Annotated in this window: 22 protein-coding genes and 3 tRNA genes; 14 read left to right on the plus strand and 11 right to left on the minus strand. The window is 72.8% G+C overall.

Going from position 1 to position 25,071, the window contains the following annotated elements; translation table 11 throughout:
* Window positions 1–12: 12 nt before the first annotated feature.
* Window positions 13–384, minus strand: coding sequence for a winged helix-turn-helix transcriptional regulator (locus ACZ5WG_RS11560; protein ID WP_468722386.1), 372 nt, complete (start codon window positions 382–384; stop codon window positions 13–15).
* 97 nt (window positions 385–481) lie between these two features.
* On the opposite strand from ACZ5WG_RS11560, the gene ACZ5WG_RS11565 reads away from it, so the two are divergent.
* Window positions 482–1,378, plus strand: coding sequence for an NAD(P)-dependent oxidoreductase (locus ACZ5WG_RS11565; RefSeq protein ID WP_468722388.1), 897 nt, complete (start codon window positions 482–484; stop codon window positions 1,376–1,378).
* 33 nt (window positions 1,379–1,411) lie between these two features.
* Here the strand turns inward: ACZ5WG_RS11565 and ACZ5WG_RS11570 are convergent, their stop codons facing one another.
* The 3 genes from ACZ5WG_RS11570 to ACZ5WG_RS11580 form a co-directional block, all read right to left on the minus strand.
* The gene (locus ACZ5WG_RS11570; RefSeq protein ID WP_468722389.1) at window positions 1,412–2,260 is read right to left on the minus strand and encodes an EI24 domain-containing protein; all 849 of its coding nucleotides are present in this window, start codon (window positions 2,258–2,260) and stop codon (window positions 1,412–1,414) included.
* A gap of 81 nt (window positions 2,261–2,341) precedes the next feature.
* Window positions 2,342–2,764 (minus strand): organic hydroperoxide resistance protein, encoded by a 423-nt coding sequence (locus tag ACZ5WG_RS11575; protein WP_266629515.1) that lies wholly within the window; start codon window positions 2,762–2,764, stop codon window positions 2,342–2,344.
* A 64-nt stretch (window positions 2,765–2,828) separates the two neighbouring features.
* The gene (locus ACZ5WG_RS11580) at window positions 2,829–3,848 is read right to left on the minus strand and encodes an NADP-dependent oxidoreductase (protein ID WP_468722391.1); all 1,020 of its coding nucleotides are present in this window, start codon (window positions 3,846–3,848) and stop codon (window positions 2,829–2,831) included.
* A 100-nt stretch (window positions 3,849–3,948) separates the two neighbouring features.
* Between ACZ5WG_RS11580 and ACZ5WG_RS11585 the strand changes: the two genes are divergently transcribed.
* Entirely contained in the window at window positions 3,949–4,371 is a 423-nt protein-coding gene (locus ACZ5WG_RS11585; protein WP_053785306.1) for a MarR family winged helix-turn-helix transcriptional regulator, read from the plus strand.
* A 47-nt stretch (window positions 4,372–4,418) separates the two neighbouring features.
* On the opposite strand, the gene ACZ5WG_RS11590 is transcribed toward ACZ5WG_RS11585, so the two are convergent.
* Window positions 4,419–5,138 (minus strand): SCO2400 family protein, encoded by a 720-nt coding sequence (locus ACZ5WG_RS11590; RefSeq protein WP_468722393.1) that lies wholly within the window; start codon window positions 5,136–5,138, stop codon window positions 4,419–4,421.
* Between the two features lie 78 nt (window positions 5,139–5,216).
* Between ACZ5WG_RS11590 and ACZ5WG_RS11595 the strand changes: the two genes are divergently transcribed.
* Window positions 5,217–5,798 carry a hypothetical protein gene (locus ACZ5WG_RS11595; protein ID WP_468722395.1) on the plus strand — a complete coding sequence of 194 codons (582 nt, stop codon included), beginning with the start codon at window positions 5,217–5,219 and terminating at the stop codon, window positions 5,796–5,798.
* Between the two features lie 24 nt (window positions 5,799–5,822).
* On the opposite strand, the gene ACZ5WG_RS11600 is transcribed toward ACZ5WG_RS11595, so the two are convergent.
* A complete protein-coding gene (locus tag ACZ5WG_RS11600; protein ID WP_468722396.1) occupies window positions 5,823–6,509 on the minus strand; it encodes an esterase/lipase family protein in 687 nt (228 codons plus the stop codon).
* 220 nt (window positions 6,510–6,729) lie between these two features.
* On the opposite strand from ACZ5WG_RS11600, the gene ACZ5WG_RS11605 reads away from it, so the two are divergent.
* Window positions 6,730–7,767 carry a rod shape-determining protein gene (locus ACZ5WG_RS11605; protein WP_383515838.1) on the plus strand — a complete coding sequence of 346 codons (1,038 nt, stop codon included), beginning with the start codon at window positions 6,730–6,732 and terminating at the stop codon, window positions 7,765–7,767.
* Window positions 7,764–9,362, plus strand: a complete 1,599-nt coding sequence (locus ACZ5WG_RS11610; protein ID WP_468722399.1) for a sensor histidine kinase — start codon at window positions 7,764–7,766, stop codon at window positions 9,360–9,362. Before ACZ5WG_RS11605 ends, ACZ5WG_RS11610 begins: the two co-directional genes overlap by 4 nt.
* A gap of 172 nt (window positions 9,363–9,534) precedes the next feature.
* Here the strand turns inward: ACZ5WG_RS11610 and ACZ5WG_RS11615 are convergent, their stop codons facing one another.
* Entirely contained in the window at window positions 9,535–9,978 is a 444-nt protein-coding gene (locus ACZ5WG_RS11615) for an Lrp/AsnC family transcriptional regulator (protein WP_468722401.1), read from the minus strand.
* Between the two features lie 1,271 nt (window positions 9,979–11,249).
* Here ACZ5WG_RS11615 and ACZ5WG_RS11620 point away from each other — a divergent pair.
* The 3 genes from ACZ5WG_RS11620 to ACZ5WG_RS11630 all read left to right on the plus strand — a co-directional run bounded on the left by ACZ5WG_RS11620 (window position 11,250) and on the right by ACZ5WG_RS11630 (window position 13,918).
* Window positions 11,250–11,750, plus strand: coding sequence for a hypothetical protein (locus ACZ5WG_RS11620; RefSeq protein WP_468722402.1), 501 nt, complete (start codon window positions 11,250–11,252; stop codon window positions 11,748–11,750).
* Between the two features lie 112 nt (window positions 11,751–11,862).
* Window positions 11,863–13,218: a carboxyl transferase domain-containing protein gene (locus tag ACZ5WG_RS11625; protein ID WP_468722404.1), complete on the plus strand. Its 1,356-nt coding sequence runs from the start codon at window positions 11,863–11,865 to the stop codon at window positions 13,216–13,218.
* Between the two features lie 55 nt (window positions 13,219–13,273).
* The gene (locus ACZ5WG_RS11630; RefSeq protein WP_468722405.1) at window positions 13,274–13,918 is read left to right on the plus strand and encodes a hypothetical protein; all 645 of its coding nucleotides are present in this window, start codon (window positions 13,274–13,276) and stop codon (window positions 13,916–13,918) included.
* Between the two features lie 131 nt (window positions 13,919–14,049).
* On the opposite strand, the gene ACZ5WG_RS11635 is transcribed toward ACZ5WG_RS11630, so the two are convergent.
* Window positions 14,050–15,324, minus strand: coding sequence for an MFS transporter (locus ACZ5WG_RS11635; RefSeq protein ID WP_468722407.1), 1,275 nt, complete (start codon window positions 15,322–15,324; stop codon window positions 14,050–14,052).
* Window positions 15,325–15,619: 295 nt separating this feature from the next.
* Here ACZ5WG_RS11635 and ACZ5WG_RS11640 point away from each other — a divergent pair, with 295 nt between their 5' ends.
* The gene (locus ACZ5WG_RS11640; protein ID WP_468722409.1) at window positions 15,620–16,786 is read left to right on the plus strand and encodes a carboxylate-amine ligase; all 1,167 of its coding nucleotides are present in this window, start codon (window positions 15,620–15,622) and stop codon (window positions 16,784–16,786) included.
* Between the two features lie 189 nt (window positions 16,787–16,975).
* Window positions 16,976–18,592: an MFS transporter gene (locus ACZ5WG_RS11645; protein ID WP_468722411.1), complete on the plus strand. Its 1,617-nt coding sequence runs from the start codon at window positions 16,976–16,978 to the stop codon at window positions 18,590–18,592.
* A 125-nt stretch (window positions 18,593–18,717) separates the two neighbouring features.
* Here the strand turns inward: ACZ5WG_RS11645 and ACZ5WG_RS11650 are convergent.
* The 3 genes from ACZ5WG_RS11650 to ACZ5WG_RS11660 form a co-directional block, all read right to left on the minus strand.
* Window positions 18,718–18,791: transfer RNA gene (locus ACZ5WG_RS11650), tRNA-Ile, on the minus strand.
* Between the two features lie 185 nt (window positions 18,792–18,976).
* Window positions 18,977–19,049 (minus strand) — tRNA-Asn (locus tag ACZ5WG_RS11655).
* Window positions 19,050–19,054: 5 nt separating this feature from the next.
* Window positions 19,055–19,127 (minus strand) — tRNA-Asn (locus ACZ5WG_RS11660).
* Between the two features lie 145 nt (window positions 19,128–19,272).
* Here ACZ5WG_RS11660 and ACZ5WG_RS11665 point away from each other — a divergent pair.
* The 4 genes from ACZ5WG_RS11665 to ACZ5WG_RS11680 all read left to right on the plus strand — a co-directional run bounded on the left by ACZ5WG_RS11665 (window position 19,273) and on the right by ACZ5WG_RS11680 (window position 24,924).
* Window positions 19,273–19,575 (plus strand): YtxH domain-containing protein, encoded by a 303-nt coding sequence (locus ACZ5WG_RS11665; RefSeq protein ID WP_468722412.1) that lies wholly within the window; start codon window positions 19,273–19,275, stop codon window positions 19,573–19,575.
* An 83-nt stretch (window positions 19,576–19,658) separates the two neighbouring features.
* Window positions 19,659–21,113, plus strand: coding sequence for an FGGY family carbohydrate kinase (locus ACZ5WG_RS11670; RefSeq protein WP_133898121.1), 1,455 nt, complete (start codon window positions 19,659–19,661; stop codon window positions 21,111–21,113).
* Between the two features lie 158 nt (window positions 21,114–21,271).
* A complete protein-coding gene (locus tag ACZ5WG_RS11675; RefSeq protein WP_468722414.1) occupies window positions 21,272–23,005 on the plus strand; it encodes an ABC transporter ATP-binding protein in 1,734 nt (577 codons plus the stop codon).
* Window positions 23,002–24,924, plus strand: a complete 1,923-nt coding sequence (locus tag ACZ5WG_RS11680) for an ABC transporter ATP-binding protein (RefSeq protein WP_468722416.1) — start codon at window positions 23,002–23,004, stop codon at window positions 24,922–24,924. The genes ACZ5WG_RS11675 and ACZ5WG_RS11680 overlap by 4 nt, the downstream gene beginning before the upstream one ends.
* Window positions 24,925–25,071: the final 147 nt, after the last annotated feature.

Raw genomic sequence — 25,071 nt, forward strand, 5'->3', positions numbered from 1 at the left:
CTGGCCCTAGCCCTAGCCCTGGGCCGAGACCCGGACCTGGGCCGGCTGCTCGGCCGGCCCGGGGAGAAGGTGCTTGGTCCCCCATGCCCCCAGGACCTCCAGGGCCGTGTTGAGCTCCTGGCCCAGCGGGGTCAGCGAGTACTCCACGCGCGGCGGGACCTCGTCGTAGACCTCGCGGTGGACCATGCCGTCCGTCTCCAGCTCACGCAGCTGGGCCGCGAGCACCTTCTCCGAGATCCCCGGGACCAGCCGGCGCAGTTCCCCGAAGCGGCGCGGCCGCTGCTCCAGCTCCCACAGGAGCGACACCTTCCATTTGCCGTCGATCACCGACATCGCCGCGGCCACACCGCAGTGGTCCGCACCGGGCCTTCGCGTCACCGACATCGCGCACCCCTCCCCACCTGCTCGCTCACCTGGGAGTAACCACCCACTCCGAAGTGCGTACTTGAGCGCCTCTCGGCCTGCCACCAGGCTAAACGGCATGACCGACAACACCGTGACGAAGCGCCCCCTGACCCTGCTCGGCCTCGGCGACATGGGCACCGCACTCGCCCGCACCTGGCTCGCCGCCGGGCATCCCCTCACCGTCTGGAACCGCACCGCCGCCAAGGCCGAGGCCCTCGCCGCCGAAGGCACCGCCGTCGCCGTCGCCGCGAGCCCCGCCGAGGCGGTGGCGGCGAACCGCCTGGTCGTGCTCTGCCTGCTGGACGACGCCAGCGTCGACTCGGCCCTGGACGGCATCGACCTGACCGGCAAGGACCTGGTCGACCTCACCACCGGTACGCCCGCCGAGGGCCGGAAGCGCGCCGCCTGGGCCGAGGCGCGCGGGGCCCGGTTCGTGGCCGGCGGGATCATGGCCACCCCGGCGATGATCGGCGCCCCGGCATCCGGTGCGTACGTCTTCCACAGCGGCTCACGCGCCCTGTTCGACACCCACCGCGCCGCCCTGCAGGTCCCGGCCGGCGCCCGCTTCGTCGGCGAGGACCCCGGCCACGCCGCGCTGTACGACATGGCGCTGCTGAGCGGGATGTACGGGCTGTTCGCCGGCATCTCGCACGCCTACGCGCTGATCGAGGGCGAGGACATCGCCCCGAGGGAACTGGCGCCGCTGCTGTCCGAGTGGCTGGGCGCGATGGGGTTCTTCGTGGGCAACGCGGCCGACCGGTTGACCTCCGGTGACTTCACGACCGGCGTCGTGTCGAACCTTGCCATGCAGGTGGCGGGCAGCGGCACCCTGCTGCGCACCGCCGAGGAGCAGGGCGTCAGCGCCGAGCTGATCACCCCGTACCTCGAGCTGATGCGGCGCCGTCTGGCCGCCGACCCGGCCGCGCACGCAGGCGAGGACACGGTCGGCGCGATCACCCTGCTGAAGCGGTAGCCCTGCGGGACCGGCGCGCTGCGAGCGAGCGGTCTACGAGTACGCGGGCGGCGGCGGTCCGAAACCTCCGGCCGGAGCCTGCGCGTCCCCGGAGGTGTCGATTCCGGTGTCGGTCTTCTGGTCGGCTCCGGCTTCCGGGGCTTCGTCCTCCCCGGTCAGCTCCCGGACCATGAGCGTCGCCCCGGCCACCGCGCCCGGCATCAGGAACACCGCCACCAGCGGCACCAGGAACGCCAGCACCAGCGGGACGCCGAAGCCGAGCACCAGCATCCGCCGCGTCCGCAGCAGGGCGAGCCGGTCGGTGAGTTCCACCCCGCGCCGCTGCAGCGCGACGGCGGTGAGCTCCTCGGCGAGGAAGAACCCGGACACGCAGAACCCGATCGCCGGGATCACGGTCTGCCCGATCACCGGGATGAACCCGAGCGCGAAGAGCAGGATCCCGTACAGCAGCACCCGGACCAGCACCTTCAGGCTGTCCCGGGCCGAGATCCACAGCTCGCGCCAGAGCGGGAGCCCGGACTCCGGGGCGTCGCCGCCCTCGCTGCGGTCGACCTGCTCCGAGAGGGACTCGTAGAACGGCTGGCCGATCAACAGGGTCACGGCGGTGAAGGTGATGACCGCGACGAAGAGCCCGAGGCAGAAGACCAGGCCGGTGAGGAAGCCCCGGAACAGCCCGAGCCACGGCGCGGACCAGCCGTCGGCGAAGGGGGTGGCCCAGGCGGTCAGGTCGTCGGCGCCGTAGCCGAGCCCGACCAGTGCGCCGGCGTACAGCACCAGCGAGACCAGCCCCGGCAGCAGGCCGAAGCCCAGCCAGCGGCCGTGTCGCAGCACCCATCTCTGTCCGGCCAGCAGGTAGCCGAATCCCCCCGCAAGATCACGCATGGGTCCAGTTTAGGACCGGTCGCACACGGCGAAGGCCGCACCCCGGGATCGGGGTGCGGCCTTCGCGGAGCGCGAGCCGGATCAGACGGCGAGCTCGACCGTGATGTTGCCGCGGGTCGCCTTGGAGTACGGGCAGACCTGGTGGGCCTTCTCGATCAGGTCCTTGGCGGTGGCGGCGTCCACGTTCGGGATCACGGCGGAGATCTTGACGATGATGCCGAAGCCCTCGTCGTTCTTGCCGATGCCGACCTCGGCGGTGACGGTGGAACCGGATATGTCCGCGTTCTCGTTGCGGGCGACGACGCCGAGGGCGCCCTGGAAGCAGGCGCTGTAGCCGGCGGCGAACAGCTGCTCCGGGTTGGTGCCGGCGCCGCTGCCGCCCATCTCCTTCGGCGGGTTCACGACGACGTCGAGCTGGCCGTCGTTGGTCGCGACGCGGCCGTCACGGCCGTTCTCGGCGGTGGCGACAGCGGTGTACAGAACGTCGGTCTGCTGGATGGACATGTAGAGAGATCCTCCTGGTAATCGCCGTGACTCGCGCCCACGATCACGACGGTGTGCAGTGAGCCTAACCGGTGAAGGAAACGATCATCTTTCCGGTGTTGTCGCCGCGCAGCATGCCGAGGAAGGCCTCGGTCGCGTTCTCCACGCCCTCGACCACGGTCTCGTCGGCCACGAGCTCGCCGGAGCGCAGCCAGCCGGCGACGTCCTGGACGAACTGCGGCTGGAGCCCGGCGTGGTCGCCGACCAGCACGCCCTGCAGGCGCAGCCGCTTGCCGATGACCAGGGCCAGGTTGCGCGGGCCGGGGGTGGGCTCGGTGGCGTTGTACTGGGCGATCGCCCCGCACAGGGTGGCCCGGCCGTGCACGTTCAGGGAGGAGATGGCGGCCTCGAGGTGGTCTCCGCCGACGTTGTCGAAGTAGACGTCGATGCCCTCGGGGGCGGCCTCCTTCAGCTGCTCGCCGACGGGGCCGTTCTTGTAGTTGAAGGCGGCGTCGAAGCCGTACTTCTCCGTGAGGAGCGTCACCTTCTCGTCCGAGCCGGCCGAGCCGATCACTCGAGCGGCGCCCTTGATCTTCGCGAACTGGCCGACGAGGCTGCCGACCGCGCCGGCCGCGCCGGAGACGAAGACGGAGTCGCCCTCCTTGAAGGAGGCCACCTCGAAGAGGCCGGCGTAGGCGGTCAGGCCCGGCATGCCGAGCACGCCGAGGTAGGCGGAGAGCGGCGCGAGCGAGGCGTCGACCTTGGTGGCGTGCTTGGCGTCCAGGTCGGCGTACTCGCGCCAGCCCAGGCCGTGCAGCACGTGGTCGCCGACCTCGAAGCCCTCGGCGGCGGAGGCCACGATCTCGCCGACCGCGCCGCCGTCCATCGGCTTGTCCAGCTGGAAGGGCGGGATGTACGACTTCACGTCGTTCATCCGGCCGCGCATGTAGGGGTCCACGGACATGTGCAGGTTGCGCACCAGGATCCGGCCGGGGGCCGGGGCCGCGACCTCGACCTCGCGCAGGGCGAAGTCCTCGGCTACGGGCCAGCCCTGCGGGCGGCGGACGAGGTGCCACTCGCGGCTGACGGCGGGGATCTGAGACATGGGGCGCTCCCGAATCGAGGAATCGACGAATACTTCAGTACGTGAAACAACCATGCGCCTGGATATTTCATGTTGTCAAGTAAATGGGTACTCTGGATCCATGCCCAGTCGTCGCGCAGATCCCCTGACCCTTGAGGTTGTCGAGCTCATCGGCACCGTCGTGGCCCGCTACCACGAGGAGTACGAGCACGCGGCAGCCAGCCACCAGCTCACCGGCGCCCAGGCCCGGGTGCTGAACCTGCTGTCGCTGGAGCCGATGCCGATGCGGCGGATCGCGCAGCAGCTGAAGTGCGAGCCCTCGAACATCACGGGCATAGTGGACCGGCTGGAGTCGCGCGGCCTGGTCGAGCGCAGGCCGGACCCGGCCGACCGCCGGGTCAAACTGGCCGCTCCGACGGAGGAGGGCCTGCAGACCGCGGACCGGCTGCGCGAGTCGCTGGACTTCGCGCGCGAACCGCTGGCCGGGCTGTCCACGGCCGAGCGGGCGGTCCTGCGGGACCTGCTCAAGCGGATGCTGGGCTAGGCCGCCTCTTTCGGATCTTTCCGGTCAAGCCCGCGTCGTCCGGTCGCTCAGCAGAAGAACCAGAGGAAGCAGCCCCCGGTCGGAGACGGGCTCGGGCTCGGCGCCGGGGACGGCGGCTGCGCCGTCCCGGAACCGCTCGGCGAGGGCTTCCCCGACTGACCCGGCTTTACGGACGGCCCGTGCCCGGTGACACCCTTCGTCGGCCCCGTCTTGCCCGACGCGGAGGCCGACGCCGACGGACCCGGCTCCGTCGTCCCCTCGGCAGACGCCCCGGGTCCGGCCGACTGCGTTCCGCCCGCGGTGGCCTTCGCGGCCCCCGAGGCCTTCACCGGCTTCAGCGCCGCAGGCGCGCCGGGAGTCCCTTTGCCGCTCGGCAGCGGAGCCGGGTCCTGCGGGCCGTTCCCGTCGGTGAGCACCACCTCGGCGGCCCGGTCGGTCTTCTGCCCCTCGGTGACGATCCGGGCGAGCGCGACCGTGCCGCCGACCGCGAGCACCAGACCCAGCCCGACCGTCAGCATGGTCCTGCGGCGCCGGCGGTGCGTGGCGCGGCGCCGCGCACCGGACCGGCCGCTGTGCGCTCCGGACAGCACGACGATCGAGTCCGCGAACGGGTCGGCGGGCTCCTCCGGCCGTGCGGAGCCGTAGGGGGCTGCGGGCACGGGAGGCCCACCGGCGGCGGCGGGCGGCAGGTACTCGGCAGGGGTTCCGCACCCGGCGCACGCCAGGGCGCCGTTGAGGTGCCTCCGGCAGGCGTGGCAGTAGTCCATGACGTCCGCACGCTACGTGGTTCCGCGCAACATCCGTATCGCGGGTTCGTGGAGGTCCTGTGTGGAATCGTGGCCTCCATGACTGCGTCAGCGCCCTCGGGACCCTTCGGTCCGGCCGCCTTCCAGCTGGTGCTGCTGCGCCGGATGGCGGACTTCCGGCCGGACCTCGCCGAGGAGGCGCGGCGGCGGCTGGGCGCCTCGCTCGCCGAGCAGCGGGAGGCGAACAAGCGCTGGCAGGCGATGGTCCGCTCCCCCCGCGCCCGCGGTGCGCTGGCCCGCTACCGCTCGGTGCTCGGCCCGCCGGAGTCCACGGCCGCCCGCACCATCGGCGACCTGGAGTGCGAGGCCCTGTTGTGGCCGGTGCCGCTCTGGCCGGACCTGCGCTTCGAGGTGCTGGCCGCGCCGGACGGGGCGGTGTGGAACGAGTGGCTGGTACGGGCCCCGGGCGCGCGGGGGCCCGTACTGGAGACGCCCGAGGACCTGCGGCCCTGGTCGGCCACGGTGGACGAGGTGGCGCGGGCCTTCGCCCCGGTGCGCCCGATGGAGGGCACCGCGCCGACCCGCTGGCGCCTCGCGTTCACCGCGCAGGGCCGGCCGTGCGTGGCGGAGTTCACGTACGGCCTGCTCCAGCGGGTCGCGGTCGACGGGATCGAGGTCTGAGCGGCAGGGTCCGGGCCGCGGGCCCTACGAGGCGAGGAAGGACCGGACGCCGGCGGAGGTGGCGTCGTCCCCCAGCAGGTCGTTGTGCCGGAGGCAGCCGACCGGCGTGTTGGCGGCCCCGGCGAGCGGGACGCTGCCGTCCGGGTTGATGACCTCGTCGCAGTTCGACCAGAAGGTCGCGTACTTCACCGCGCCCGGGGTCTCGTCCCCCGCGTTCAGGTTCTTCACGACGTACGAACCGGGCGTCATGTCCCGGCACGCCTGGTCCCACAGGGCGCAGGCCCACGCGGTGGAGGTGCCGTGGTTGGGGCCGGCCAGCGAGACCCAGTGGTCCACGGTCGCGGCGCCGCCGCCGAACTTCACGTACCAGCGGCCGACGAGCGAGCCGAAGGAGTGCGCCACGATGTCGACCCGGGCGGCGTTGGTCTGCCGGCGGACCTGGTCGACGTACGCGCCGAGCTGCCCGGCCAGCACCTCGTTGACGGACTGGTGCGTGTCGTAACCCCAGGAGAAGAGCTCCGAGTCGGTGTAGCCGGCGGCGCGCAGGTCCTCGCGCAGGCTGCCCCAGACGCCCGGGTCGGCGTTGTAGCCGTGGACGAAGACCACCGGGTTGTGCGGCTGCACAGCGGCGGCGGCCTGCGCCGGGAGGGGCGCGAGGAGCGCCAGGCAGAGCGCCAGGAGCGCCAACAGTCTCTGGCGGGACGTCAGCATCGGGTCCCCTTTACCTTGTTACGCGCGAGTAGCGCGGATGGTGCGGGCATCGTGGTGCCTGTCGGTACAGAAATCCACCCCCGTGCAGCACCTCTCACCCCGTGCGCCACACCCGGCCGGAGCAACCCAACGGGCGATATGCCCTATTCGCCCGAGAAGATATGAAGTGCAACCGGCAGTCGCCGGTCTTCTTGCGTCAGCGCTCTCGGGAGGATCTGCCGTGACCGTCAGTCTTGAGCAGTTGCGCCGCTGCCACGTCGCCGTCGACCTGGGAGCAGCCAGGACCCGCGTGTACGTCAAGGGCGCCGGCCTGGTCGTCGACGAGCCCAGCGTCGCCGCCGTGAACACCCGCACCGGTGCACTCATCGCGGTCGGGACCTTCGCCGAACGGATGACGGGCCGCACGCCCGACTACATCCGGGTCGTACGCCCCGTCTCCGGCGGCACCGTCGTGGACATCGAGATGGCCCAGCGGATGCTGCGCCACCTGCTCGGCGAGAAGCTGCGGCGCGCCCTGCGCCGCAAGCCCCGGCTGCGGGCCGCCGCCTGCACCCCGCACGACGCCGACCCGCTCGCCCAGCGGGCCGCCGTGGAGACGATGGTCGGGCTCGGGGCCCGGCGCGTCGAACTCGTCGACACCCTGATCGCGGCGGCCGTCGGCTGCGGCCTGCCCGTGGAGCAGCCGACCGCGACGATGATCATGGTGTGCGGGGCCGCCGCCACCCAGATCGCCGTCCTCTCCCTCGGCTCGATCGTCACCGCCCAGCGGATCCCGGTCGGCGGCGAGGCCATCGACCACGCCGTCGTCCAGCACCTGCGCCACGCGCACGAGCTGATGCTGCCCAGCCAGGCCGTCCGGCCGCTCCAGGTCGCCCTGCACGGCAACGGCATCACCGGCGGGGGCCCCACGTCCACCCTCATCCACGGCCGCGACGTGGCCACCGGGCTGGCCCGCTCGGTCCACGTCGACACCGCCGCCGTACGGGACGCCATCCACACCCCGCTGACCGCCGTGCTCGACGGCATCGGCAAGGTGCTCCGGGACTGCCCGCCGGACCTGGTCGCCGACCTGACGGACCGGGGGATCATGATGGTGGGAGGCAGCGCCCTGCTGCCGGGCCTGGACCAGATGCTGCGCGACGCCACCGGCATGCCCGTCGCCATCGCGGAACGGCCGGACGTGTGCGCCGTGCTCGGTCTCGGCATGATGCTCGAAGGGAAGATCGCCCCGATGGTCCTCAACCCGCTGGCCGAATGACGGACGCGGCGCCCGGGCCTGGCGGTCCGGGCGGTCTTGCCGCCCCGGCCGCTGCCGGGCAACGGGCCCGGCTGCCCGTACTCCTGGAGGCGGTGCTGAACGTCGGCTCCGATCTGGAGCGGCAGACCACCCTCCAGCACATCGTGGACTCGGCGACCGAGCTGTGCACGGCCCGGTACGGAGCGCTCGGGGTCGTCGACCCCGAGCGCCTCCGGCTGACCGAGCTGTACACGACCGGGCTGAGCGAGGCGGAGCGCGCCGCGATCCACCACCTGCCCGACGGGCGTTCGGGCCTGATCGGCGCGCTGGTCACCGATCCGCGCCCGCTGATGCTGCAGGACCTGTCGAAGGATCCGCGCTCGGCGGGGTTCCCGCCGGGCCATCCCCCCATGCGCAGCTTCCTGGGCGTCCCGATCCGGGTCCACAACGAGGTCTTCGGCAACCTGTACCTCACCGAGAAGCAGGGCGGCGGGCCGTTCACGGACGAGGACCTGGCGCTGGTGCGGGTCCTGGCCTCGCAGGCGGGGATAGCGATCGGCAACGCCCGGCTGTACGAGACGGCGCGCCGCCGGGAGCGCTGGATCGAGGGCGCCGCCGCGGTCACCACGACCCTGCTGGCGGGCCGGCCGGCCATGGACGCGCTGATGTGCGTGGCCGAACGGGCCCGGCTGCTCGCGGACGCGGCGGCCGGCGTGGTCCTCCAGCCGACTCCCGAGGGCGGCATGGAGATCGTGGCCGCCTCCACGCACGGGGACCCCGGGGACCTCGTCGGGACGGCGATCGCCCCCGGTTCGCCGGTGCTGGAACAACTCCTCGGCGGGGAGCCGGTCTTCATAGAGGACTCGGCGACGGACCCGCGGATGACGACGCATGTGCGGGAACGTTTCGGCCCGAGCATGATGCTCCCCCTCCAGAGCGGCGGCCAGCTGATCGGCACCCTCGCCCTGCCGCGCGCCCGGGGCGGGCGCCCGTACGACGCCGTGGACCGGCTGCTGGCCTCGCAGTTCGCCTCCCAGGCAGCGCTGGCCCTCGTACTGGCGGACGCGCAGCACGACCGGGAGCAGCTGGCGGTCTACGAGGACCGCGACCGGATCGCGCGGGACCTGCACGATCTGGTGGTCCAGCGGCTGTTCGCGACGGAGATGATGCTGGAGAGCACGAAGAAGCGGTCGGCGGCCGCGCCGTCCGGGGACACGGTGGGCGACGAACTCGGCCGGGCGGTGGACGAGCTCGACTCCACCATCCAGGAGGTCCGCACCGCGATCTTCGCCCTCCAGCAGCCGCCGACCGACGCCCCGACGACGTTCCGGGGCCGGATCCTGCGGGAGACGGGCGGGGCGGCGGTCCTGCTGGGCTTCCAGCCGTCGGTCCGGTTCGCGGGCGCGGTGGACGCCCTGCTCCCGGACCGGGTGGCCGGCGACCTCCTCTCCGCCCTGCGCGGCGCCTTGGCCGCGGCCCACCGCCGCTCGGAGGTCACCTCGATCGCGGTCGAGGTGGAAGCCACCCCGACCCGGGCCCGCCTGAAGGTCACGGACGACGGCCGCACGGAGTCGGGCACGCGGGGAACGACCCTGCGCTGGGAGTCGGCGCTTTAGGGGGTGTCGGCAACGTCCTGCCGGGCGCCCGAAGGGCGCGGCCCACGGCGTCCGGTGCCGTGCATCGCCGCGTTGTCGGGGAGCCCGAGTACGTCCGGTACGCGGGCGCCCCTCCGCCTTGCGATGCACGGCACCGGACGCCGCGGGCCAGGCAGGACTTTGCGGGCGCCTCCTAAGGGGTGCCGGGCGGCCGGTGGGCGGCCCGCAAGGCGATCCGGGTGCTGGACTGAGCCACCCCGGCCTCCCGCTTGAGCCGGCGCAGCAGCGCGTCGAGCGCGGCGGGATCGGCGGCCCGGGCCCGTACGAGGTAGTCGTACTCCCCGGTCACATGCACCACTTCGGTGATCCCGGGAAGCGCGACGACCCGCTCCTCGAACTCGTCATTGGAGGTGTCCTGCCGCAGGCTCAGATCAATGAAGACAACGAGCCCGCCCCGGGTGTCGGCGGCCGGGTCCACGATGACGGTGAACCCGCGGATCACCCCGTCCCGCCGCATCCGGCGCACCCGGTCGGCGGTGGCGTTGGCACTGAGCCCGACGCGCACGCCGAGGTCGCGGTACGAGATCCGCGCATCCTGCTGCAGGATGCCGAGGATTTCCCTGTCCAGGCGGTCCATACCGCGATTCTCGCAGTAAGGGCCGATATACGCCGCTGCGCGGATGCCCCCACCCCTCACCCTCCCGTTCCATGAGCGAATTCCTCTCCCCCGCGCTGTCGGGCGCGGTCGCGGGCCTGGGCGTGGCGATGCCGATGGGTGCGATGAGCGTGCTGCTGCTCCAGGAGGCGATGCGGAACCGCCGCACGGCGATGGCCGCGGCGGCGGGCATCGCCACGGTCGACCTCGCCTACGCGGCCCTGGCCACCGCACTGGGCCCCTGGGTGGCCTCCCACGTCACCCCGATCGAGGCCTGGATCCGCCTGGCCTCGGCGGCAATCCTCCTCGCGATCGCGGCCCACGGCCTCCACAACTCCGCCACTCCAACCCCACCACCGCTCGCGGCCCGAGGCCCGGTGCACGGCCCCGCCCCTTCGGACGCGTCGCCGCTCCAGGCGCCCGAGCCGGGGCGCAGCCCCGTTCCTTCAGCCCCACCGCTCAAGGCGCTGGACCCGGGCCGCGGCCCCGCCCCTTCGGACCCGTCGCCGCCTCAGGCGCCCGAGCCGGGGCGCAGCCCCGATCCTTCAGCGCCACCGGAGGCGCACGACGCAGGACACCCCGACCCGACGAGGACATCGCCGCTTGAGGCGCGGGGCCCGGGGCACACCTCCGCCCTTTCAGCCCTGCCTACGCTCGCGGCACTGGACCCGGGCCACAGCCCCGCCCCTTCGGACCCGTCGCCGCCTCAGGCGCCCGAGCCGGGGCGCAGCCCCGATCTTTCAGCGCCACCGGAGGGGCAGGACGCAGGACACCCCGACCCGACGAGGACATCGCCGCTTGAGGCGCGGGGCCCGGGGCACACCTCCGCCCTTTCAGCCCTGCCTACGCTCGCAGCACTGGACCCGGGCCACAGCCCCGCCCCTTCGGACCCGTCGCCGCCTCAGGCGCCCGATCCGGGGCGCAGCCCCGATCCTTCAGCGCCACCGGCGATTGAGGCGCGGGGTCTGGGGCGGAGCCCCGGTTTCGGGAAGGGGCGGGGTGGGGAACTGCCGCCCGCAGGGCCCGAACCCACCGACCGGCCTGACTCCCGGCCCGCACCGGAACCCCGGCCCGGAGCCGTGGCGGGCCCCGGGACGAGGCCCTGGGCCGGGTCAGGGCCCAAGCGTGACGCCGGGGCCGAGCCTGCGGCGGGCCCCCGGGCCGACCCCGAGCACGGGCCCGCGGCCCGGACTGCGGTCGAGGCCGAGCCCGGACGTGGGACCGGGCCTGGGACCGGGGTCCGGACCGAGCCTGTGGCGGGCCCCGGGGCCGAGCCCGAGCATGGGGCCGGGGCCGAGCCCGGGGCGGGGAGCGGGGCCGAGCCCGAGCATGGGGCCGGGGCCGGGGCCGGGGCCGAGCCCGGGCCTGGGCCTGGGACCGGGGTCCGGGCCGAGCCCGGGGCGGGGAGCGGGGTCGAGCCGCGGGCCGGGGCCGAGCCACCGGCCGGGGGCGGAGCCGTCGGGGCGTTCGGGCGGCTTGTCGGGCTGACCGCCGTCAATCCCACCACCGCCCTCTACTTCGCCGCCCTCACCACCGCCCAGGCTTCCACCCTCACCACCCCCACCACCGCCGCCGCCTTCCTCATCGGCGTCGCCGCCGCCTCGCTCCTCTGGCAGCAGACCCTCGTCGCCCTCGGCTCCTTCGCCGGCCGCAAGGTCTCCCCCGCCGCCCGCGCCTGGACCTTCCGCCTCGGCTACGGCCTCGTCGCGGCCTACGCCCTGAAGATCGCCCTCCCCCTCCCCCACCTGACATGACCGGCCCCGCCGAAGGTGCCCGGCCCCGCCCAACGGGGCTGCCCCCGCCCACCGGGACCGGCCCCGCCAACGCGACCTGCCCCGCCCGACAGCCACCCCCTAGGGTGATTCCGTGACGACGACCCGCCTCTCGGCCCGCGCAGCCATCGCCTCCGTGACCGACCCCGGCAGCTTCGCCGAACTTCCCGCCCCCCACCGGGAGCCGGCCCCCGACGGCCCCCTCACCTGGGCCGGCTACGACGACTCCCGCGCCCGCGCCGCCGCGCGGACAGGCGAAGAGGAGTCCGTCGTCACCGGAACCGCCCTCATCGGCGGCCGCCAAGCCACCGTGATCTCCTTCGAGTTCGGCTTCCTCGGCGGTTCCCTCGGCGAACGCACCGGAGACCGGCTCGAGGCCGCCTACACGTACGCACGCGAACACCGCCTCCCCCTCGTGTCCCTGATCGCCACCGGCGGCTCCCGGATGCAGGAGGGCATGCTCGCGCTGACCCAACTCCAGCGCGTGGCCCGCCAGTCCGTGCTCACCCGCGCCGCCGGGCTCCCGCAGATCGCCGTCCTCCGCGATCCCACCACCGGCGGTGGCTGGGCCACGCTCGGCGCCGGGGCGGACGTCGTGCTCGCGCTCCCGGGTGCGCAGGTCGGCTTCGCAGGCTCCCGGGTCCGGCCGCCGGACGCGGAACCGGCGGCGTACACCGCCGAGGGCCAGTACGCCGCCGGGCACGTCGACGCCGTCGTCCCCGCCGCCGAGCTGCCCGCGACCCTGGCCGGCTGGCTCCGCGTCCTGGCCGCGCCCCGCTCCGCCGAGCCGGTCGAACCGCCGGCGGCGCTGTCGGACGTACCGCCCCCGGCCACCGGCTGGGACGCCGTACGGCAGGCCCGCCACCCGGACCGGCCCCGCGCCGAGGCGTACCTGGACGCGTACTTCGCCCTCCGCCTCCCCCTCTCCGGGGACCGGGCGGGCGGCACCGACCCCGGGATACTGTGCGGATTCGGGCTGCGGGACGGGCGGTCCGTCGCGTACGCCGCCCAGTGCGGCACGGCGACCCGCCCGGCGGGCTACCGTACGGCGGCCCGCGTGATCCGCCTCGCGGACCGTCTCGGCATCCCCGTACTCACCCTGGTGGACACCCCCGGCGCGGCGAACGACGCCGCGGCGGAACACGCGGGCGCCGGTGCGGCCATCGCGGACACCTTCGCGGCGGTCGCGGCAGCCGGCGTCCCGGTGACCACCCTCCTGATCGGCGAGGGCGGCTCGGGCGGCGCCCTCGCACTGGCCGCGCCGGGGAACACCTGGGTCACCCCGGACAGCTACTTCTCGGTGATCGCCCCCGAACTGGCGGCGGCCATCCTCAAGCGCCCCCCGTCCGAGGCGCCGTCCACGGCGGACCAGCTCCGCATCCGCCCCCAGGACCTGGTCGCCCTCGGCGTCGCCCGCGGCGTGGTCGGGCCCGTGGCCGGGCCCGCCTGAGCGGACCGCCCTCGCCGGCCCCGCGTTGTCAGCGGCATCGGTCAGGATGTCCGTCATGACGGACGGAATAACCTGGCTGGCAGCCCCCCGATCGATCGCCTTCGGCGGATACAAAGTGGTGATGGCCCGCGGACTCACCCCGGAGGAACTCGTCGGGCGGCTCACGGAGACCGTGTTCGGTCCCACGCGCACGGCCGTACCGGTCGGGGACCTCACCGGAGACGGCCTTCTCGCGCTCATGGCCGACACGTACGGGGACGATTTCGACGGCATCGGCCTGCGCTACGGCCGGTGCGGCGACTGGTCGTACACGGTCGCCTACGGGGGCTGGATGGGTGAGTTCGGCGGCCGGCCGCCGCTCTCCCGGGGCGGCGTGGACATCTGCCACCTGGAGTTCGAGGAGGAGAACGGCAAGCCGGTCCCGCCCCAGTTCGCCTACGTCCGCGACGAGGTCGTACTGAGCGCCTTCAACCTGCACCTGGACGGCTCTTGGGGCTACGACGGTGTCGACGGCGACCCCGAGGTGGCCTCCCGTGTGCAGGCCGAGCTGACCGCCGCGGGCCTCCCGGACGAGGAAGCGGGCCACAGGGACGTCCACCGCACCGCCCTGGGGATCGTGGAGCGCCACTTCGGCCTCTCGCTGCCCCGGGACGAGATCGTGACCGGCACTCTTGCGGCCGTACTCCTGGAGCAGGCGTAACACCGAAGGACATCGCACAGCTCCGGCCGGACCGTGCGGCGACACCGGAAGACCGTCCCGGTCGACGGCGGGCGCGGGGCCGCTCCGGCCGGCGGGAGCCGGCCGGCCGGTCACCCGTCACCCGTCACCCGTCACGCCTGCGGCGACCTCGCGTCGTACTGGGCGAACCCGCGCCAGCGCAGGGCCAGCAGGAGCAGCACCAGCACGCACCCGAGCCCGCCGCCCGTGATCGCCACGGCCGGGGAGGTCCGGTCGGCGACGGTCCCGGCGAGGAAGTCCCCGAGCCGGGGCCCGCCCGCGACGACCACGATGAACACGCCCTGCAGGCGCCCGCGCATCTCGTCCGGGGTCGCGGCCTGCATCATCGTGGACCGGAACACCATGGAGATGGTGTCCGCGCAGCCGGCCAGGGCCAGGAAGAACAGCCCGAGCCACAGGTTCCGGGTGAGTCCGAAGACGGCGATGGCCAGCCCCCAGGCGGCCACGGAGACCAGGATGGCCAGCCCGTGCCGGCGGATGCGGCCCTGCCAGCCGGAGAACAGCCCGCCCAGCAGCGCCCCGACGGCCGGCGCGGCCACCAGCAGGCCGACGGTCTTGGCGTCGCCGCCGTACCAGAGCACGGCGATGGCCGGGAAGAGTGCCTTCGGCTGGGCCAGCACCATGGCGGCCATGTCGGAGAAGAAGGTCATGCGGATGTTCGGCCGCGTCCCGAGGAAGCGCAGCCCGTCCAGTACCGAGGCCCGCCCCCGCTTGCCGCCCTCCCGCTCGGGCAGCATCGCGGGCAGTCGCCACACCGCGTAGAGGGCGGCGCAGAACGTGACGGCGTCGATCAGGTACGCGGCCTGGTAGCCCCACCAGCCGACGATGAGCCCGCCGAGCACCGGGCCGATCATCGTCCCGGAGGTCATCGTCACCGAGTTCAGTGCGTTGGCGGCGGGCAGCTGCTCGGCCGGCAGCAGCCGCGGGATCATCGCGGACCGGGCGGGCCCGTTGAGGGCGCCGCAGACCGCCTGGAGCGCGACGACCGCGTACAGCAGCCAGACCCGGTGGTAGTCGAGCAGCGCGGCGCCGGCCAGCGCGATGGACAGGGCCGCCAGGCCGAGGGAGCTGTACAGACCGAGTTTGCGCCGGTCCACGGTGTCGGCGATGGCCCCGCCGTAGAGCCCGAAGACGACGAGCGGCACGAGGGAGAACAGTCCGACGAGCCCGACCGAGAAGCTGGACCGGGTGATGTCGTACACCTGGAGCGAGATCGCGAGGGCCGTCATCGCCTGGCCCATCCAGGAGATGGTGCTGCCGACCCACAGCCGCCGGTAGTCCGGGGACGTGCGCAGCGGGGTCAGGTCCGCGAAGATCCGCGTCGTGCGTCGGGTGGGGGTGGGCGTGGGGGTGCTCGTACCGGTCACAGCGGATGGTAACCGGCGGCCGTTCGACGGCCCCAGGCATTAATCCGGCCTCGAGCCGGGCCCGGCTCCGGCCAAGATCCCGGCCGGAGCCTGTCCGCACCCCGTCCGCACCCCGGCCGCACCCCGGCCGGTTCACGCACGCGCACCAGTCGCCCCACCCGGATCCGCGGTCTCAGGCCGGTCCGTTCCTTGCCGGTAACTCGCCACAGTCACCGGACATTTGACTGAATCGACGTGCGCTCCCCGCCTCGTGTTCAGCTCATGATGAAAAGACTCGTATGTCCAGGGAGGCGTAGTGATCGAACCTGGCAACAGCACCACGAGCACCGGCAGCGCGGACAACGGCGTCCACGCGACCCCCCTCACGGCCCCGCTGACCGTCGGCGTCGAGGAGGAGTTCCTCCTCGTCGACGCCCGCACCTTCCGGGTGGTCCCGGCCGCCCCGCTCGTCCTGGCCACCGCCGCGGGCCTGCCCCACGAAGTGCACCCCGAGGGCACCCGCTACCAGGTGGAGATCTCCACCCCGGTCGCCGACTCGGCGCCCGTACTGCGCGAGGAGCTCGCCACCCTGCGGCGTACCCTCGCCCGGGCGGCCCGCGCCCACGGCTGCCGGCTGCTGGCCGCGCCCTCGCCGGTCGTGGCCCTGGAAGGGCCGCTGCACCTGACCGACGACGAGCCGCGCCAGCGCGAGCAGCACCGCCGCTTCGGCTCGCTCACCGACACCCTCGTCAGCTGCGGCCGCCACATTCACATCGGCACCCTCGACGTGGACACGGCGGTGGCGGTCTCGAACCGGGTCAGACCATGGCTGCCCACGCTGATCGCGCTGGCCGCCAACTCGCCGTTCTGGGGCGGCCGTGACACCGGCCACGCCAGCTGGCGGGCGATGGCCTGGTCGGGCTGGCCCTCGGCGGGCCTGCCCCCGCACTTCACGTCCACGGCCCATTTCCGGCGCTCGGTGCAGACCCTGCTCGGCTCCGGGGCGGCCCTGGACACGAAGATGGTCTATTGGGACCTCCGCCCCTCCGGGCACTGGCCGACGCTCGAGATCCGGGCGCCCGACATGTCCCCGGACATCGACACGGCGATCCTCCAGGCCGAGCTGGTCCGCGCCCTGGTGGCGACCATCCTGCGGGACATCGCGCAGCAGCGTCCCGAACCGGCGCTGCGGGAGGACGTACTGCGCCTGGCGCGCTGGCGGGCGGCCCACGACGGGCTGGAGGGCTTCGGCCTCGACCCGTACACGGGGGCCGAACTCCCTGCGGCGAACCTGGCGGAGGCCCTGCTGGACCTGGTCGCCCCGGAACTCGCGGCGTCGGGCGAGCTCGACCACGCGGCCAAGACCCTGGGAGGCCTCTTGCGCGACGGCTCGGGCGCCCACCGTCAGCGCGCGGCATACGCCCGCCGCCAGGACCTGAACGACGTACTGCGCCACTTGGCGGACGAAACGGAGAACTTCTAGCCGGGCACCCCGATCCCCGGAGAACGCCCGAGCCGCAGGTGCGATCGGCTTCTGCACCTGCGGCTCGCAGGAGGCCGCGCGGGGCGGCCGCCGGCCCGGGCGCGGTGCCCGCCACGGCGCCGCCGCCGTCCGATTGACTGCGCGGCGGGTCGGCCCTGCGGGCCCATGGGCGGCTGGGAGCATGCGTCCATGTCATCCCGGGCAGGCACGGCCGAGAGTGCGCCGAAGGCGGGAGTCGTCCTGTTGACGCTCGCGTCCGGTCAGTTCCTGATGGCGCTCGACAGCTCCGTCATGAACGTCTCCATCGCCACGGTGGCGGAGGACGTGGGCACGACGGTGACGGGCATCCAGGGCGCGATCACCGCCTACACCCTCGTGATGGCGATGTTCATGATCCCCGGCGGCAAGGTCGGCGCGCTGATCGGCCGCAGACGCGCGTTCATGATCGGCTGCTGCATCTACGGGGCCGGCTCCCTCACCACGGCGCTCGCACCGAACCTCACCGTTCTGCTGCTGGGCTGGGCGTTCCTGGAGGGAATCGGGGCGTCGCTCATCCTGCCCGCGATCGTCGCGCTCGTCGCCGGCAACTTCGCCGTCGAACGCCGCCCCGCCGCCTACGGGCTCGTCGTGGCGGCAGGGGCGATCGCGATCGCGGTCGGGCCGCTCATCGGAGGCATCGCGACGACGTACTTCTCCTGGCGGTGGGTCTTCGCCGGGGAGGTTCTCGTGGTGCTCGGCATCCTCGTGCTCGCGCGCCGCATCGCGGACGCCCCGCCCGGTGAACGCCGGCGCATCGACTTCGTCGGCGCCGTCCTCTCCGCGCTCGGGCTCGGGGTCTTCGTCTACGGCGTGCTCCGGTCCGACGAATGGGGCTGGTTCCAGCCGAAGCCCGACGCGCCCGCGTGGCTCGGGGTGTCACTGACCACGTGGCTGATGCTCGCGGGTGTGGCGCTGCTCTGGCTCTTCCTCCGCTGGGAGGCCAAGGTCGTCGAGCGGAGCGGGGATCCCCTCGTCGATCCCGGCATGCTGCAGAACAAGCAGCTCACCGGCGGCCTGACGATGTTCTTCTTCCAGTACCTCGTGCAGATGGGCGTGTTCTTCGTCGTCCCGCTCTACCTGTCCGTCGCCCTGGGCCTGTCGGCGCTGGAGACCGGTGCCCGCCTCCTGCCGCTGTCGGTGAGCCTGCTGGCGGCCGCGACGCTGATCCCGCGTTTCCTCCCGGACGTCTCGCCGCGGCGAGTGGTGCGGCTCGGGATCCTCGCGCTGCTCGCGGGGGCGGTGGTCCTGATGGCCGCCCTCGACGCGGACGCCGGCGCGGAGATCGTCACCGTCCCGCTCCTGCTGATCGGGCTCGGCATGGGGGCGCTGGCGTCCCAGCTCGGGTCGGTCACCGTGTCCGCGGTGCCGCAGGCACAGAGTGCGGAAGTCGGCGGCGTACAGAACGCCGTCACCAACCTCGGCGCCTCGATCGGTACCGCACTCGCCGGATCGATCATGATCGCCGCGCTCACGTCCTCCTTCCTGACCAGCATCACGGCGAATCCGGCGGTCTCGGACAGCATCACGAGCCAGGCGACCGTCCAGCTCCAGAGCGGCGCACCGTTCCTGTCCGACGCCCAGCTCGAGACCGCCCTCGACGAAGCCGGCACGAGCCCGGAGGTGTCCCAGGCGGCACTGGACGCGAACGCCGACGCCAGGCTCGACGGCCTGCGCGCGGCGCTCGCCATCCTGGCCTTCGCCGCGCTCGTCGCCCTGTTCTTCACCCAGCGGATCCCGTCGGCCCAGCCACGCTCTCCGGAGCCGTAGCCACTGCCCACGCGCGTCCGGGCCGGCACCGGCCCGGAGCTTGAGCTCGGCCCGCCTGATGGCACGACAGACCCCGGAAACGCCGAAGCCGCAGGCGAGAACGTTTCTTCACCTGCGGCTCGCAGTGGGGCGGGTGGGACTCGAACCCACGGCCGACGGATTATGAGTCCGCTGCTCTAACCGGCTGAGCTACCGCCCCTTCACGGCGTGGCGCGTACATGTGTGCGCGCCGTCTGCCGCAGCATAGCCGCTCATACGATCTCCTGCCTCGGATGCCTCGCATGATCGGCTTCGCCTGCTGAGGGAGACCGTTCTGAGGGCTGCCCGGTTCCAGGACCAGGGCAAAAAAGAAAGAGGACCCGCACGAGGTCCTCTTTCTTCACGCTCCCCCGACTGGACTCGAACCAGTAACCTGCCGGTTAACAGCCGGCTGCTCTGCCAATTGAGCTACAGGGGACTGCGCTCCCCCGACTGGACTCGAACCAGTAACCTGCCGGTTAACAGCCGGCTGCTCTGCCAATTGAGCTACAGGGGATTGCTGCGGTGCGCCGAACAGCCCACCTCCGGCCTTGCCGGGGGGCGAGCGCCCGTTGCGAGTCATAGATTAGCGCAAGCAGGGGGGTGCTCCGCCAATCGGTATCGCCAGCCGGCCGGGCACCACACGACGAAGGGTGGCAGGCATGCGGTACAAGGTCACGTTCGTGGTCGGACTGGCCCTCGGGTACGTGCTCGGAACGCGCGCGGGGCGCGAGCGCTACGAGCAGATGAAGAAATCCGCGCGCGAGGTCGCGCAGAACCCGGCGGTGCGCAATGCCGCCGAGTCCGCCGGTCAGACGGGCCGCGCGTACGCCGGCAAGGCCTTCGCCGCCGTGAGCGACAAGGTCGGCAACGCGGTCCCCGCCTCGCTGGCCGGGCGGGTACGGGGTCTGCGCGACCGGGCCGGCGGCGGCTCCGAGGACGACTGGGGCACCAGCAACACCTGAGCCGGAAGGCTCCCCTCGAGCCGGCCGGGATCCGGCGCCTCCGGGCGGCGGATCCCGGCCCGGCGTGCGGCAGAATTCTCCGCATGGGGATAGTCGCCGGGCTGGACAGTTCTTCCGCCTTCACTCGCATCGTCGTCTGTGACACCGACACGGGTGCCGTGCTGCGCCAGGGGTACGCACCCCATCCGCAGCCGGCGGGCGATCCCGAGAGCGTCCACCCCCACGAGACCGACCCGCAGGCCTGGCTGCTCTCCCTCGGCGAGGCCGCCGGCGGCGGGCTCCTCGAAGGGGTCCAGGCCATAGGGGTCTCCGCGCAGCAGCACGGCCTGCTGCCCCTGGACCAGCAGGGCGCCCTCGTACGTCCGGCCCTGGTCGGCAACGACAAGCGCGGCCAGGTTGCCGCCGCCGACCTCATCGAGGCGCTCGGCGGCCGGCACGCCTGGGCCGAGGCCGTCGGGTCCGTCCCGCAGTCCGCGCAGCCGGTGGCGAAGCTGGCCTGGCTGGCCCGTGCCGAGCCGGAGGCGGCCCGGCGGGTGGCCGTGCTGATGTCCGCGCACGACTGGCTGGTCTGGCAGCTGCTGGGCCGGCCCGCCCGGCGGACCACCGACCGGGGCGGCGCCTCGGGCACCGGGTACTGGTCGGCGGCCACCGGTTCGTACCGTCCCGACCTGGTCGAGCTGGCGCTCGGACACATGGCGCTGCTGCCCGAGGTGCTCGGGCCGGCCGAGGCCGCCGGGATGACGCCGGAGGGGCTGCTGATCTCCGCCGGCACCGGGGAGACCATGGCCGCCGCGCTCGGGCTGGGCCTCGGGCCCGGCGACGCGGTGGTCTCGCTGGGCGCCTCCGGCTCGGTGATGGCCGTGCACCACGAGGCGCTGTCGGAGCCGGGCGGGCTGATCACCTCGCTGGCCGACGCCAGCGGCATGCACCTGCCGGTGGTGAACACCTCCAATGCCGTACGGGCCCTGCGCGGCACCGCCGAGCTGCTGGGCACCGATCTCGAGGGGCTGTCCGCGCTCGCGCTGAAGTCGACGCCGGGCGCGCACGGGCTCGTACTCCTCCCGTACCTGGAGGGTGAGCGGACGCCCAACCTGCCGCACACCGCCGGAACCCTGTCCGGGCTGCGGCGGGACTCGATGAAGCCGGAGCACCTGGCCCGGGCCGCGTTCGAGGGCATGCTGTGCGGGCTCGTCGACGCGCTCGACGTGCTGCGGCTGCGCGGGGTCGAGATCCGCCGGGTGTTCCTGCTGGGCGCGGCGGCCGAGCTGCCCGCCGTGCAGGCCGCCGCTCCGGGGCTGTTCGGCACGCAGATCGTCGTTCCGGCGCCGGCCGACTACGCGGCGCTCGGCGCGGCGCGCCAGGCGGCCTGGGCGCTCGGGGTGCAGCAGGGCACGCTGGCCCCGCACACCCCGCCGGTGTGGCCGGGCCCGGCGGCGCAGGTCTTCGAGCCGGGCGAGGAGTACCCGGCCTGGCAGGCGGTGCGCCAGCAGTACATCGCGACGCGGGAACAGATCCACCCCGGGGCGTTCCAGGGGTAGGGCCCGTCCTCCCCTCGGGCGCGGGACGTACTGCCCTCGCAGTAGGCCCGGCGGCCGGTCTACTCCTTTTGACCGGCCTTTGCGAAAAGCGGTGGGGATCGGAGCCGGGGTGGCCGAAGATGGGGTGAACCCCACGAACTGCCGACCGGAGCCTACGCGTGCTCATACGACTTCTGCGGACCCATCTGAGTCCGTACCGGAAACCGATCGCCCTCCTGGTCCTGCTGCAGCTGCTGCAGACCAGTGCGAGCCTCTACCTCCCCACACTGAACGCGGACATCATCGATAACGGTGTCGTCAGCGGGGACACCGCCTACATCCTGCGCTTCGGCGCCCTGATGCTCGGCGTCTCCCTCGTCCAGCTCGGGTGCAACATCGGCGCCGTCTACTTCGGCGCCCGTACCGCTGCCGCCGTCGGCCGCGACATCCGCGCGTCCGTCTTCGACCGGGTGCAGAGCTTCTCCGCGCGGGAGCTCGGCCAGTTCGGCGCGCCCTCGCTGATCACCCGTACGACGAACGACGTGCAGCAGATCCAGATGCTGGTGCTGATGACCTTCACGCTGATGGTCTCCGCGCCGATCATGTGCATCGGCGGCATCGCCATGGCGCTCTCGCTCGACGTGAAGCTGTCGGGCGTCCTGCTGGCCGTGGTCCCCGTCCTCGGCCTGTCGGTCGGCGCGATCGTCTTCAAGACGCGGCCGCTGTTCCGGAAGATGCAGGTCCGCCTGGACACCGTGAACCGGGTGCTGCGCGAGCAGATCACCGGCAACCGCGTCATCCGCGCGTTCGTCCGCGACGAGTACGAGAAGGACCGGTTCCGGGAGGCCAACGCGGACCTGACCGGGGTCTCCCTCGCGGCCGGCAAGCTGCTCGCGCTGATGTTCCCGACCGTGATCGTCGTCGTGAACATCTCCAGCGTCGCCGTCATCTGGTTCGGCGCGATGCGCATCGACAGCGGCGGCATGGAGATCGGCCAGCTGACGGCCTTCCTCGCCTACCTGATGCAGATCGTCATGTCCGTGATGATGGCCACCTTCATGTTCATGATGGTGCCGCGCGCCGAGGTCTGCGCCGAGCGCGTCCAGGAGGTCCTGGACACCGAGTCCAGCGTGGTCCCGCCCGTCGACCCCGTCCGGGGGCTCCTCGCCCGCGGGCAGCTGGAGCTGCGCGGCGCCGACTTCCGCTACCCGGGCGCCGAGGCCCCGGTGCTGCGCGGGGTGGACCTGGTGGCCCGCCCCGGCGAGACCACGGCGGTCATCGGCTCCACCGGCAGCGGCAAGTCCACGCTGCTGGGCCTGGTGCCCCGGCTGTTCGACGCGACCGGCGGCCACGTGCTGGTCGACGGGGAGGACGTACGCCGCATCGAGCCGGAGCTGCTGGCCAAGACGGTGGGCATGGTCCCGCAGAAGCCGTACCTCTTCTCCGGAACCGTCGCCTCCAACCTGCGGTACGGGCGTCCCGACGCCACCGACGAGGAGCTGTGGCACGCCCTCGAGGTGGCGCAGGCCAAGGACTTCGTGTCCGCACTGGAGGGTGGTCTGGACGCGCCCGTCACCCAGGGCGGAACGAACGTCTCCGGAGGCCAGCGCCAGCGCCTGGCCATCGCCCGCACGCTGGTGCAGAGCCCGGAGATCTACCTCTTCGACGACTCGTTCTCGGCCCTGGACTACGCGACGGACGCGGCGCTGCGCGCGGCGCTCGCCCGCGAGACCGAGGAGGCGACGGTGGTCATCGTCGCGCAGCGGGTCTCCACGATCCGCGACGCCGACCGGATCATCGTGCTGGACGAGGGCCAGGTCGTGGGCGAGGGGCGCCACCACGAGCTGATGGCCGACAACGAGACCTACCGGGAGATCGTGCTCTCCCAGCTGACGGAGGCGGAGGCCGCATGAGCGGGCCCGGAGGACGGATGATGATGGGGCCGGCCGAGCGGTCCCTGGATTTCAAGGGCTCGGGCAAACGGCTGCTGCGCCAGATCGCGCACGACCGGGCCAAGCTGTGGGGCATGGTCGTCGCCGTCGTCGGCAGCGTCGGCTGCTCGGTCATCGGCCCGAAGATCCTCGGCGAGGCCACCGACCTGGTGTTCGCGGGGATCGTCGGCCGGCAGATGCCGGCCGGGATCACCAAGCAGCAGGCGCTGGACGGGCTGCGCGCCAAGGGCGAGGGCGGCATGGCGGACATGCTGTCCGGCACCGACTTCACCCCCGGCGAGGGCATCGACTTCGGTGCCGTCGGCGTCGTGGCGATCTGGGCGCTGGTGGTCTTCACCCTCGCCGGCCTGCTGATGCTGGTCGCGACGCGGCTGTCGAACCACATCATGAACGGCACCGTGTACCGGATGCGCGAGGAGCTGCAGGGGAAGCTGTCGAGGCTGCCGCTGTCGTACTTCGACCGGCAGAAGCGCGGTGAGGTGCTCAGCCGGGCCACCAACGACATCGACAACATCGGCCAGACGCTGCAGCAGACGATGGGTCAGCTGCTCAACTCGCTGCTGACGATCGTCGGCGTGCTGGCGATGATGCTCTGGATCTCCCCGCTGCTGGCGCTGGTCGCCCTGCTGACCATTCCGGTCTCGGTCTTCGTCGCGGCGAAGATCGGCAAGAAGTCGCAGCCGCAGTTCGTGGCGCAGTGGAAGTCCACGGGCGCGCTCAACGCGCACATCGAGGAGATGTACTCGGGCCACGCGCTGGTCAAGGTCTTCGGCCGGCAGAAGGAGTCCGCGGCCGTCTTCGCCGAGCAGAACGAGGCGCTGTACCGGGCCTCGTTCAAGGCGCAGCTGGTCAGCGGGATCATGCAGCCGGTGATGTTCTTCATCTCGAACATCAACTACGTGCTGGTGGCGGTCGTCGGCGGTCTGCGGGTGGCCTCGGGCAGCCTGTCGATCGGTGACGTGCAGGCCTTCATCCAGTACTCGCGCCAGTTCTCGATGCCGCTGACGCAGGTCGCGTCGATGGCGAACCTGGTGCAGTCCGGTGTCGCCTCGGCGGAGCGGGTGTACGAGCTGCTGGACGCGGAGGAGCAGGAGCCGGACGCCGAGGTGCCGGAGCAGCCGGAGCAGCTGCGCGGCCAGGTCACGCTCGACAAGGTGGCCTTCCGGTACGAGCCGGACAAGCCGCTGATCGAGAACCTGTCGCTGACCGTCGAGCCCGGCCACACGGTCGCGATCGTCGGCCCGACGGGCGCCGGCAAGACCACGCTGGTCAACCTGCTGATGCGGTTCTACGAGGTCACGGGCGGCGAGATCGCCCTCGACGGGGTGGACATCGCGAAGATGACCCGCGAGGAACTGCGCAGCGGGATCGGCATGGTGCTCCAGGACACGTGGCTGTTCGGCGGCACCATCGCGGAGAACATCGCCTACGGTGCGGCGCGCGAGGTCACGCGCGCCGAAATCGAGGAGGCGGCGCGGGCCGCCCACGCGGACCGGTTCATCCGCACCCTGCCGGACGGCTACGACACCGTGCTGGACGACGAGGGCGCGGGCGTCAGCGCGGGCGAGAAGCAGCTGATCACCATCGCCCGGGCATTCCTGTCGGACCCGGTGATCCTGGTACTCGACGAGGCGACGAGCTCGGTGGACACGCGCACCGAGGTGCTGATCCAGAAGGCGATGGCCCGCCTCGCGCACGGCCGTACGTCCTTCGTGATCGCGCACCGGCTGTCCACGATCCGCGATGCGGACGTGATCCTGGTGATGGAGAACGGCTCGATCGTGGAGCAGGGCACGCACGAGGAGCTGCTGTCGGCGGACGGCGCGTACGCGCGGCTGTACGCGGCGCAGTTCGCGCAGGCGGTGGCCGAGGTCGACTAGTCGTCGGCCGTTCCGGCTGCGGCCGGCGGCAGGCAGTCGGCAGTCGGCAGTCGGCAGTCGGCAGTCGGCAGTCGGCAGTCGGCAGTCGGGCCAGGGGGTGCCCTCTCGTCAGGGGGGCACCCCTTCTCCGTACCGGTCTCCGGTCTC

It is taken from the genome of Streptomyces sp. NPDC032745, assembly GCF_055579465.1.

Excerpts from the sequence above, each read along its gene's own strand:
- ACZ5WG_RS11575 (WP_266629515.1), bottom strand. The coding sequence starts at position 2,764 with ATGTCCATCCAGCAGACCGACGTTCTGTACACCGCTGTCGCCACCGCC.
- ACZ5WG_RS11680 (WP_468722416.1), top strand. The coding sequence starts at position 23,002 with ATGAGCGGGCCCGGAGGACGGATGATGATGGGGCCGGCCGAGCGGTCC.
- ACZ5WG_RS11645 (WP_468722411.1), top strand. The coding sequence starts at position 16,976 with ATGTCATCCCGGGCAGGCACGGCCGAGAGTGCGCCGAAGGCGGGAGTC.
- ACZ5WG_RS11570 (WP_468722389.1), bottom strand. The coding sequence starts at position 2,260 with ATGCGTGATCTTGCGGGGGGATTCGGCTACCTGCTGGCCGGACAGAGA.
- ACZ5WG_RS11670 (WP_133898121.1), top strand. The coding sequence starts at position 19,659 with ATGGGGATAGTCGCCGGGCTGGACAGTTCTTCCGCCTTCACTCGCATC.
- ACZ5WG_RS11595 (WP_468722395.1), top strand. The coding sequence starts at position 5,217 with ATGACTGCGTCAGCGCCCTCGGGACCCTTCGGTCCGGCCGCCTTCCAG.
- ACZ5WG_RS11615 (WP_468722401.1), bottom strand. The coding sequence starts at position 9,978 with ATGGACCGCCTGGACAGGGAAATCCTCGGCATCCTGCAGCAGGATGCG.
- ACZ5WG_RS11560 (WP_468722386.1), bottom strand. The coding sequence starts at position 384 with ATGTCGGTGACGCGAAGGCCCGGTGCGGACCACTGCGGTGTGGCCGCG.
- ACZ5WG_RS11590 (WP_468722393.1), bottom strand. The coding sequence starts at position 5,138 with ATGGACTACTGCCACGCCTGCCGGAGGCACCTCAACGGCGCCCTGGCG.
- ACZ5WG_RS11665 (WP_468722412.1), top strand. The coding sequence starts at position 19,273 with ATGCGGTACAAGGTCACGTTCGTGGTCGGACTGGCCCTCGGGTACGTG.
- ACZ5WG_RS11610 (WP_468722399.1), top strand. The coding sequence starts at position 7,764 with ATGACGGACGCGGCGCCCGGGCCTGGCGGTCCGGGCGGTCTTGCCGCC.
- ACZ5WG_RS11600 (WP_468722396.1), bottom strand. The coding sequence starts at position 6,509 with ATGCTGACGTCCCGCCAGAGACTGTTGGCGCTCCTGGCGCTCTGCCTG.
- ACZ5WG_RS11565 (WP_468722388.1), top strand. The coding sequence starts at position 482 with ATGACCGACAACACCGTGACGAAGCGCCCCCTGACCCTGCTCGGCCTC.
- ACZ5WG_RS11585 (WP_053785306.1), top strand. The coding sequence starts at position 3,949 with ATGCCCAGTCGTCGCGCAGATCCCCTGACCCTTGAGGTTGTCGAGCTC.
- ACZ5WG_RS11580 (WP_468722391.1), bottom strand. The coding sequence starts at position 3,848 with ATGTCTCAGATCCCCGCCGTCAGCCGCGAGTGGCACCTCGTCCGCCGC.
- ACZ5WG_RS11630 (WP_468722405.1), top strand. The coding sequence starts at position 13,274 with ATGACGGACGGAATAACCTGGCTGGCAGCCCCCCGATCGATCGCCTTC.